Here is an 8,943-nt window from a genome sequence, read left to right as displayed (position 1 = left end):
CGTCCGAGCCGTTCTTTGCCGCCGGTTGAGCGCTGGATCGGCGTCAGCCCGATCCAGGCTGCAAAGTCGCGCCCGGAGCGGAATGTCTCGGCCGGCGGCGCCATTGCCTCCAGTGCGGTAGCGATCAGCGGACCTTGCCGGGCACGGTCATCAGCCGGTGAGCGGAAACGTCGGCTTTGGCCCGAGCAGCAATCTCAGTGTCCAGCGATTTGACCTGTTCCTGGAGGCTACGCAGTGCTTCGACGAGCATGAGAAGGCAACAGCGTGCGGCCTCCGGCACGCCCAAGGCAGGATCTTCAATCTGTGTAATGAGCCGCTCGACATACGAGGCCCTGCGGCGCAATCAGGCCGAACTCGGATAGATGGCCGCGGATCGCGTTGATGAGCTGGGTGCGCTGACCGACGAGCACATCGCGGGTTCGGAAGATCACAGCCGAGGCCTGCTTCTCCTCGCTCTTAACTGCCACAAAACGCATCGTCGGCCGTTGCGCTGCCCGCAGATCGGTTCGGCATCGGCATCATTCTTCTGGCGCTTGACGAAGGGCTTCACGTAAGCCGGCGCGATTAGCCTGACCGCATGGCCGAGCTTGCCGATCTCGCGACCCCAGTAGCGCGCGCCCGGGCAGGCCTCCATAGCCACAAGGCATGGCGGCTGCGCGGCGAAATAGGCCAGCACCTGCTCGCGCGGCAACTTCCTACGGAACACGACCGTGCCGGCGCATCTGCGCACAAGGGCCTGGAAGATGTTCTTGGCCAAATCCAGGCCAATGGTGGTAACTTGTGGCATGGACTCCTTCCTCCGGTGGTTCTCAACGTCACCACTTTGGCACATTGATGCCGTGAGGGCGTCCACATGGGGTAATCGCGGGAGGGACGCGCCCTGGAACCGATCATAGCCTTGGAGGGTGGCTGTTCCCCGATAAGATGGAATACGGGCTCACGATGCTCATGTTGATCCCCGGCATCGGCGCCATTACCGCAACCTCGTTCGCCACTGCCATTGAAGATCCGGGCAACTTCAAGACGTCCCGATCTGTTGGCGCCTGGATAGGACTGACGACGCGCCGCTACCAATCCGGAGAAGTCGATTATGACGGCCATATATCCCGACGCGGCGACCGCCATTTGCGAGGGCTTCTCTACGAAGCGGCGTCGGTTATTCTGACGCGTAGCTCAACCGAGAGCACCCTGCGGAGATGGGGTCTCCAGCTCCGGGAGAGGATCGGCTTCAAACGAGCTGCCGTGGCTGTGGCGCGCAAACTGGCGGTGATTATGCATTCGATGCTCAAGACCGGTGAGTTCTTTGATCGAAATGCAGGCGCCACAGCATGAAATCTTGCGAATAGCGTTCAGGATCTGAGCGCCTGAGACGTCCCTGCCGGGACGTGAGCCGAGCCATTCCGCTGATGGGTTGCACCGCTGTCTCAGCAAAGTGCGTCATCCACATTGAAGGCTCGTCCGCGGAGCTCCATCATGCGGCGACTGATGTCGACCGCGAAGACAACCATGCACCCGGCAGCGTCGTCTCGACGCAATTACATGCTTGACGTCCCAGCGGCGATTAGACAACCCGATCAACCTGCCCGCCCGGCGCGCGCGACGCGATTAAGGCCGCAGGGGCAAGCCTACTCTACCTGCCGCCGTACAGTCCCGCCTTCAATCCGATTTGATACCGCATGGGCGAATTGATCAACGGCAGCTATCGGCAGATCGGGAGACAGGCGATGAAGGCGGAGCAGCGCTCAGACCTGATGATTCCCGAAAAGATCGGGCAGCGTCACCAGGCACGCCAGGCGGTGGCCTATGTCCGCCAATCAACAGTACGGCAGGTGACCAAGAACCGGGAGTCTACCCGGCTGCAATACGGCCTTGCCGATCGGGCGTTCCGGGCTTGGCTGGCGTCGTGAGCAGGTGACAGTCATCGACGATTATCTCGGTCGCTCGGGTTCGTCGACCCCTGGACAGACCGGGCTTCCAGCGCCTCGTCGCCGAGGTGGGGCTCGGCCGGTCGGGCTGGTACTGGGAATCGAGGTGTCGCGCCTAGCGCGCTCCTGCCGCGACTGGCATCAGTTGCTCGAAATATGCGCATTGTTCGATACGCTGATAGGCAACGCCGACGACGTCTACGATCCGGGCACGTACAATGACCGGCTGCTGCTCGGCCTCAAGGGGACGAAGCGCGAAGCCGAGCTTCACATCCTGAAAGCCCGTATGCACGAGAAGCGGCGCGCAAAAGCGTGGCGGGGCGAACTCTTCCCTGGGACTACCAAGCGGCTATGTGGTCAGGCCCTGGGGGATGTCGCGCTTGACCCTGACGAGGGTGTGCAACGCGCCATCCCCCTGGTCTTTGCCGTTCGAGCGACGACGCTCTATCCGCGGCGTGCTGCGTTACCTAGTCGATCACGACATCCAGTTGCCGGATCGCATCCGCAGCGGGCTCAACAAGGGCCACGTTCGCTGGAACCGCCCAAATCGGGCCACGCTCTTAGACATGCTTCGCCATCCCGCCTATGCCGGCGCCTATGTCTTCGGCCGGCGGGAATACGACGCCCGCCCCCGAATTGCCGGCAAGCCACATAGTGGACGGTACTATTTGCTTGACCCACAGAAATGGATGGTGCTCCACCAGGACGCGTTGCCGGCCTGTATTGAGCTGGAGCAGTTTCGAAAGGAACCAGCAGCAGATGGCCAGGAATCGCACGCGGCATACAGCCGTTCCCCGCGACGGCGCAGCGCTGCTGGGTGGCCTCGTCGCCTGCGGCTTGTGCGGGCGGCTGATGTTCACGACCTATACCGACGACGGACGGGAGGCGCGCTATGTCTGTCACCAGATGACGATCACCTAGGTGCGCCGCGCTGCCAGTCGATCAGTGCGCGCCTGGTCGATGCGCAAATAGCCGCACTGATGCTCGAAGCCCTTTCTCCTGCAGCGATCGAGGTGAGCTTGCAGGCCGCCGAGGACCTCGAGCTTGAGCGTCAACAACTGCATAAACAATGGAAGCTGCGCCTAGAACGAACGGAATATGAGGCCGCGCTGACCCGCCGCCGTTACGAGGCGGTTGATCGGACAATCGCCCTAGTCGCCCGAATGCTGGAGCGGGACTGGAAAACAGCACTCTCGGCCAAACAGACGCTTCGCGACGCCGCAACGGCGCGCCCTTGAACGACAGCCCGAGCAACTCACAGATGCTGAGCAAAGCTCAGTGCGTCGACTGGCCCAAGATATACCGGCGTTATAGCAAGCAGCGTCAACGACCGCGCGGGATCGGCAGGCCATCGCGCGCCTGATGCTCGAACGTGGAGATACGCGTCCTTGGGGAGACCGAGCGCGCCGAGCTTGTGTGTCTTTGGGCGGGCGGAACCGTGAGGCATGCCCTCATCCGACCGGTCCGACGCTTCGACTAGTTGGAGCACTTCGACCGCTTGCTGACCCACATTACTGAGCTGCGAAAGCAGGGAGCAACCAGCCAGACCGTTGCCGACACGCTCAACGCTGAAGGTTGCCCGCCAAAGAAGGAGCTTCAACGCGCCGATGATCCGGCGACTGCTACAGCGACGCGGGCTCGGCACCACGCGCCCCATTTGGTCCGGTAATGTCCCGCGACAGCATGATGGTGAAATGACACTGCAGGAATACGCCGATCGCATCGGCGCCCACCGTCAGACAGTCCATGGGATGGCTCCGACGAGGCGATCTCAAGGGACGGCTTGCCAAGATCGGCCGCCAGCGCATCTGGCTCGTAGATATGGCCGACAACTCAACAGGAATCTGCAATCGAGAGTCATCATGAACAAACGATCGAAATGGCCTCGCCAAGCTCAACGCGCCTGGGCGCAAAAGGCCGAGAGAACCATTAAGGCTTTGTGGTACGCGGTCGGCGCGGTCGTCGACCTTTTCACCGCAGCCGAATGTGCCAACTACTTCAAAGACACCTGGTAGAGCCGCCGCCTGACCGTCGCCAGTGATCCAATCCAAGGTGCCATCGCGATTTGGCATCAGGAACCGCACGGCCGCAGTATGCGAATTTCTTTTGCGGAGATCCCATTCGACGTTGTGCATTCGTTGCTGGACCAAAAAAATGAGTAAACCCGCGCCTCTGCCTGCTTGGACCCGATCTGCGCAGCCGGAACTCCGGCATCCTTGATGCGCGGTGCTGCGGCGCGTGCTCTATCACTGGAAAGCTTGCATGCATCTCGCATCGAGATGAGCCCCCAATCCCTCGTTTCGCGAAGGATAACAGACCCCTGCATGATCGGGAGGGTCAGTTGGATGTGTTCGGACTCCGCGAAACTTGACCGCGTAGCGTCCCGGGATATTGTTCGTCGCGTTTGCTGCGATACTTGGTGAGACGCACTGCACGGAAATGGCACCCTGTTGCCAAGAATCGGGCTCGACCTGCTGCGGCAGTTCCTCCCGCTCGTGTGGCGCGCCCAGCTACGACAGGCGGCGGTCGATGCGATCGCATAAAAGCGACGTTGAGGGTGCGGAATACGTTTCTTATTGGTAGGGAATCGCAGATGAGTAGAAAACAGACTTAGCGCGCAACAGGGGGAGAACCCGGCACACATAGTGTTGCGCTTCATCATTGATTTGACGAGCAAGCGCGCGTAGATGTGCCAAGTCGCCGTCGACGGTGAGTGCCTCAGCCGACCCACGCCAGGGACCGCATCGATCACCGAGATGATACGCCTTCCGGAGGACCCGGAATCCCTCACCACAGCGCCAGTCCAAGGCTGCGCTGCCGTCATTCCTCAATGGGCAGAGCTAATGATGCCTTGATCCGATCCATCACGACCATCGTCTTGACTGCCTTGATATCAGATTCGTGAAAGAATCGACGGGTAAATGCCTCATACTCGGCCATGTCCCGCACAGAGATCATGAGAACGAAGTCGGCTTCACCCGTTACATAATACGCACTCATAATCTCAGGCGTGCGCCGGACCGCTTGCTTGAACCGATCAATGATATCTACCCGCTCGCGCTCCAGACTGATAGACGCCAGCATGAGCATGGGACGACCCACGGCTTGTGGTGAGACTATGGCAACGTCAGCCTCAATCACACCACCATCGCGCAGTCGCTTTAGTCGCCGCTGGCAAGCGGTCGCAGAAAGGCCCGCAAGTTCGCCCAATTCGGCTGTCGTAAGGCGATTGTCGCGCTGCACCGCATTGAGAAGCTTCCGATCAACTCGATCCAGGTCCATTTCACTATCACTGCAAAAAAGAGTACATCTGCGCAGAAAAACGGCTTGCTCGTGCGGATCTTAGCCTGAGTTCCACAATGATCAAGCTATAAAATGATCTGATCAGCGAGGCCCTTCGCCTAGCCTAGGTGGTGACCTCTTGTCCTTGATGAATCGGCCCGGGCACGTCGTCCGCAAGGTAGCTCGACGGCTTCTTAAAATAGCTTTTAGGCTCATAACGGTAGAAGTTGGACGTCATGAGTAGGTTTTGCATTCTCAACCCACGAACACGGATCTGATGACAAGCATGGCAAGCCATTTTCTTCCCCTGGACCTTCTCCGACAGGAGTTTCCGGCCACTGAAAGCGCCATTTACATGGATGTTGCAAATCAGGGGCTTATATCCAGAACGACCCGAACGTCTATGGATCAGCACTTCGACAATAGACTGAATGGCCTGAATGACGAAGAAAGAATGATGGAACTTGTCGAGCGGACTCGTTCTAGGTTCGCCAAATTCATCGCGGCCGAAAAAGATGAAATCGCCATTACGAAGAACGCCTCGGAAGGCATCAATATAATCGGAAACGCGATAATTTGGAGGCCCGGCGACAATGTCGTGCTGTGCCGGCAATTGGAGCACGCAAACAACATCTTGCCTTGGCTGCAAATCAGGGACAAGCATCGAATTGAACTTCGGACTGTAGAAGCTGATAACGGTGCGCTTCCGTGCGATGCTCTTGTCAAAGCCATCGACTCTCGCACTCGTATCGTCACTGTATCGACGGTGACAATGGTGCCAGGCTTCAAGACGGTGATGGAGCCCACTGCTGAAGCTTGCAAGCGGGTTGGCGCTTTTCTTTTGGCCGACGCGTCCCAGTCCGTCGGTATATTGGATACTGATGTCACTCGGCTTGGTGTCGACGGTTTGGTGGCATCCTCTTACAAGGGGTTAATGGGGCTCTATGGATTGGGATTTCTGTATTGCCGCCGAGAATGGGCCGATCGTCTGAGCCCTGCCTACCTCGCCCGCTTTAGTGTCGATCTCGGGGACGCACCAGAATCGGCTCCCATATTCGATTCGGTAAAATTGCGTGCCGGGGCGCCTCGTTTTGAAATTGGCCATTACAATTTCCCCGGCGTAATAGCGGTCTACGCATCAATCGGACAACTGATGGAAATCGGCACGTTAGCGATTGAACAAAGCGTCGCATCGGTTGCAAGACGGCTGGCATCGGGCTTGTTAGATCTCGGACTACCTGTTTGCGGCGGCGCACCAGGGAATCACACCGGAAGCATCGTTGCTCTGGGAGATCCAGCATTTGCTGGTTCGCGCGAATCCGACGGCCGCATTCATTCGCTGCACGAGCATTTGTTGGAGAAACAGGTGATTGTCTCAGTCCGCCGGGGGCTGCTGCGCTTTTCACTTCATCTATACAACACCGCAGACGAGGCTGACCAAGTGATCGCTCTGGCAAAGAACTGGCTGGCATAGCCGGAAGCTGCATTCTCAAGTAGGGATAGGAGTATTTATGTCGTCCATAAGCACACAAACTGTCGAGCTTCTCAAGCAACTCATCAAAATTGAGAGCATCAACCCGTCAGCGTCAGCAAAGGGTAGCGGCGAGCAAAAGATCGCCGAGTTTCTTGAGGCATTTTGCCGCGAGAGAAACATGCCGTATGAGTATCAGGAAGTTACGGACGGCCGTTCGAACTTCTTTACCTGGGTGCCTGGGCAGGATCCTTCCAAGCGCGTTTTGTTCATATCGCATATGGACACGGTACCTGTCGATAATTGGGTGGCAGATCCTTTTTCTGCAGACGAAAGGGACGGGCGAATATATGGCCGAGGAAGTTGTGACGATAAGGGCCCGTTGGCGGCGATGTTGATCGCTCTCAGCACCCTGGGAGAGCGTAAACCCGGAGCCACGATCGTCTTGGCTGCAAGCGTTGACGAGGAGTACCGGAAGAAAGGAGCGCGGGCAATTGCTCAGTCGGGTGTTTCATATGATGCAGCTGTAGTCGGTGAGCCGACTGACCTGGAGCTGGTCGTCGCACATAAAGGTTCGGTCCGCTGGCAGGTAGAAGTTGAGGGTGTGCCTGCTCATAGCTCCAAGCCTCATCTTGGAGTAAACGCGATCACAGGAATGGCCAAGGTCATATTGGCTCTCGACAAAATCAATGAGACTTTGTCTCAACGTGTGCATCCTTTGGTCGGCCCCCCGACTCTCACAGTTACTCTCATTGAAGGGGGGGCAGAATTGGCAACTGTACCGCCATCGTGCCGTGTCTGGATCGATAGACGACTCACGCCCGGAGAACGACCCGCAGACGCACTACAGGAAGTAGAATGCATATTGGAAGGGGTGCGCCAGGGTGCGGATAAGATCAAGGTGCGCTCGTTGCTGCCCGCCTTAGAAGATCCAGCTCCCCCGAGCGCGGAGGCGACGAAAATAGCCGCGGTGGCGGCCAAGGCGTGTGCTGAAGTTGCCGGAACGGGCAAGCATGTCGGGGTCCCTTATGGGACGGATGCAAGCCAGCTCTCGTTGGGAGGAATTCCCTGCATTATCCTCGGCCCTGGAAGCATCAATCAGGCCCACACCACCAATGAGTTCGTGGAGATAGATCAGCTAGCCAAGGCCGTCGAAATCTATAAAAAGATTATGCTGAGTTACTAGAGCCTCCCTCCGGCACTATACAATGAAGAGAACCGGCGATACCTCGGGCTCCCCGGAAGCACATTCGCTTTAGATCAATTTGCCTCGTATCGCGCCGTTGACGCATGCTGTCGTGAATGCCAGTCTGACCCCGACTGATGTGTCGCCGAAGCGGCGAGGCTTGCGCCGTTGAGCACGGAACCTGTCGGCTGCGGGGTGTTAGCGGTGGCATGTAGTGTAATGATGCACGAATCGCGAACCTCTCAGACCTGCATCACGCTGGTTGAGATCAGCTATGGCAATCGACAAAAGTCGACGGAAGTGAGAACCGGCTGTGCCCATGGCCATTATCGTGTCTACTAGACTAATTTAGACGTCATTTACCGAGGCCTGAGATCGGTGGCCCGCCCTTTCGTGCCATTAAGAGACAAGGATGGGCCGAGCCGATCCTGACGCACGGAGGGCGAGCCATGGGAGAGTATAGCGAGGCATTTGTCGCGTTTGATGTAGCCAAGAAGAAGCATGCGGCGGCGATGGCCGAGGGCGACCGCACGGGCGAAGTCCGGTTTCTCGGTGAGGTCGAGAATAGAGCTGACTGGAGTGCGCGTCCCGGCGCGATCCGTTGGATTGCTCGGGCAAAGATCGGCGAACTGGGGCCGAGGCGGCAAGGCCGCCGACGCGCTTCCAGCCTCGATGTGCATGAAGCTTTCATCATCGGGCTGATTGATAACCACAAAAGGTCACGCTGAACGAGATGGTGGAACGGCTGGCGGTCGAGCGCTCAGCTCGAATCAGTCGCAGCGCCTTAAGCGCCTGCCTTGGCCGGCATGGCTGGACATTCAAAAAAAGTCCGCACATGCACTGGAGCAGGATCGCCCCGACGTCTTGAATCGGCGCCGGGACTGGTTCGACCGCCAACTCGATCTGGATCCGGCATAAACTGGATTATTGACCTGGTCCGGCTGCGGGGCCGTGCCCCATGAGGTGAGCGCTGCCGGGCGGGCGTGCCGCACGGCCATTGGAAACCACCACTTTCACCGTCGGTGTGGCCGACGGGCATGACTGCCCCCTTCGTCTAAGGCGGCGCCATGAACGGGAAC

Annotated in this window: 7 protein-coding genes and 4 pseudogenes; 8 read left to right on the top strand and 3 right to left on the bottom strand. The window is 58.5% G+C overall.

The window, feature by feature from the left end:
* Positions 1-787, bottom strand: a pseudogene (locus NKJ76_RS32015) (IS110 family RNA-guided transposase); the annotation flags it as partial.
* A 158-nt stretch (positions 788-945) separates the two neighbouring features.
* Between NKJ76_RS32015 and NKJ76_RS32010 the strand changes: the two are divergent.
* The 5 genes and pseudogenes from NKJ76_RS32010 to NKJ76_RS31990 all read left to right on the top strand — a co-directional run.
* Positions 946-1,332 (top strand): annotated as a pseudogene (locus tag NKJ76_RS32010) (transposase); the annotation flags it as partial.
* A gap of 344 nt (positions 1,333-1,676) precedes the next feature.
* Positions 1,677-1,907, top strand: coding sequence for a hypothetical protein (locus NKJ76_RS32005; RefSeq protein WP_352539201.1), 231 nt, complete (start codon positions 1,677-1,679; stop codon positions 1,905-1,907).
* Positions 1,908-1,911: 4 nt separating this feature from the next.
* Positions 1,912-2,190, top strand: a pseudogene (locus tag NKJ76_RS32000) (recombinase family protein); the annotation flags it as partial.
* A 494-nt stretch (positions 2,191-2,684) separates the two neighbouring features.
* The gene (locus NKJ76_RS31995; RefSeq protein WP_352539200.1) at positions 2,685-2,846 is read left to right on the top strand and encodes a recombinase zinc beta ribbon domain-containing protein; all 162 of its coding nucleotides are present in this window, start codon (positions 2,685-2,687) and stop codon (positions 2,844-2,846) included.
* 59 nt (positions 2,847-2,905) lie between these two features.
* Entirely contained in the window at positions 2,906-3,163 is a 258-nt protein-coding gene (locus tag NKJ76_RS31990) for a hypothetical protein (protein ID WP_352539199.1), read from the top strand.
* 384 nt (positions 3,164-3,547) lie between these two features.
* On the opposite strand, the gene NKJ76_RS31985 is transcribed toward NKJ76_RS31990, so the two are convergent.
* Both NKJ76_RS31985 and NKJ76_RS31980 read right to left on the bottom strand, forming a co-directional pair.
* The gene (locus NKJ76_RS31985) at positions 3,548-4,060 is read right to left on the bottom strand and encodes a hypothetical protein (protein ID WP_352539202.1); all 513 of its coding nucleotides are present in this window, start codon (positions 4,058-4,060) and stop codon (positions 3,548-3,550) included.
* A gap of 685 nt (positions 4,061-4,745) precedes the next feature.
* Positions 4,746-5,207 carry an Lrp/AsnC family transcriptional regulator gene (locus NKJ76_RS31980; RefSeq protein WP_352539198.1) on the bottom strand — a complete coding sequence of 154 codons (462 nt, stop codon included), beginning with the start codon at positions 5,205-5,207 and terminating at the stop codon, positions 4,746-4,748.
* A gap of 286 nt (positions 5,208-5,493) precedes the next feature.
* Between NKJ76_RS31980 and NKJ76_RS31975 the strand changes: the two genes are divergently transcribed.
* The 3 genes and pseudogenes from NKJ76_RS31975 to NKJ76_RS31965 form a co-directional block, all read left to right on the top strand.
* Entirely contained in the window at positions 5,494-6,681 is a 1,188-nt protein-coding gene (locus NKJ76_RS31975) for an aminotransferase class V-fold PLP-dependent enzyme (RefSeq protein ID WP_352539197.1), read from the top strand.
* Positions 6,682-6,718: 37 nt separating this feature from the next.
* Positions 6,719-7,864 carry a M20 family metallopeptidase gene (locus NKJ76_RS31970; protein ID WP_352539196.1) on the top strand — a complete coding sequence of 382 codons (1,146 nt, stop codon included), beginning with the start codon at positions 6,719-6,721 and terminating at the stop codon, positions 7,862-7,864.
* Positions 7,865-8,457: 593 nt separating this feature from the next.
* Positions 8,458-8,919: pseudogene (locus tag NKJ76_RS31965) on the top strand (transposase); the annotation flags it as partial.
* Between the last annotated feature and the right edge of the window lie 24 nt (positions 8,920-8,943).

This window comes from Mesorhizobium sp. M0029, from assembly GCF_040323735.1.
Taxonomy (GTDB): Bacteria; Pseudomonadota; Alphaproteobacteria; order Rhizobiales; family Rhizobiaceae; genus Mesorhizobium.
Note: the sequence above shows the minus strand (reverse complement) of the source record. Positions and strands in the feature narration are given on the sequence as shown.

What these genes read in the sequence shown, in the direction of transcription:
- NKJ76_RS32005 (WP_352539201.1), top strand. Translation starts at nt 1,677, where the DNA reads ATGGGCGAATTGATCAACGGCAGCTATCGGCAGATCGGGAGACAGGCG.
- NKJ76_RS31995 (WP_352539200.1), top strand. Translation starts at nt 2,685, where the DNA reads ATGGCCAGGAATCGCACGCGGCATACAGCCGTTCCCCGCGACGGCGCA.
- NKJ76_RS31990 (WP_352539199.1), top strand. Translation starts at nt 2,906, where the DNA reads ATGCTCGAAGCCCTTTCTCCTGCAGCGATCGAGGTGAGCTTGCAGGCC.
- NKJ76_RS31985 (WP_352539202.1), bottom strand. Translation starts at nt 4,060, where the DNA reads ATGCACAACGTCGAATGGGATCTCCGCAAAAGAAATTCGCATACTGCG.
- NKJ76_RS31980 (WP_352539198.1), bottom strand. Translation starts at nt 5,207, where the DNA reads ATGGACCTGGATCGAGTTGATCGGAAGCTTCTCAATGCGGTGCAGCGC.
- NKJ76_RS31975 (WP_352539197.1), top strand. Translation starts at nt 5,494, where the DNA reads ATGGCAAGCCATTTTCTTCCCCTGGACCTTCTCCGACAGGAGTTTCCG.
- NKJ76_RS31970 (WP_352539196.1), top strand. Translation starts at nt 6,719, where the DNA reads ATGTCGTCCATAAGCACACAAACTGTCGAGCTTCTCAAGCAACTCATC.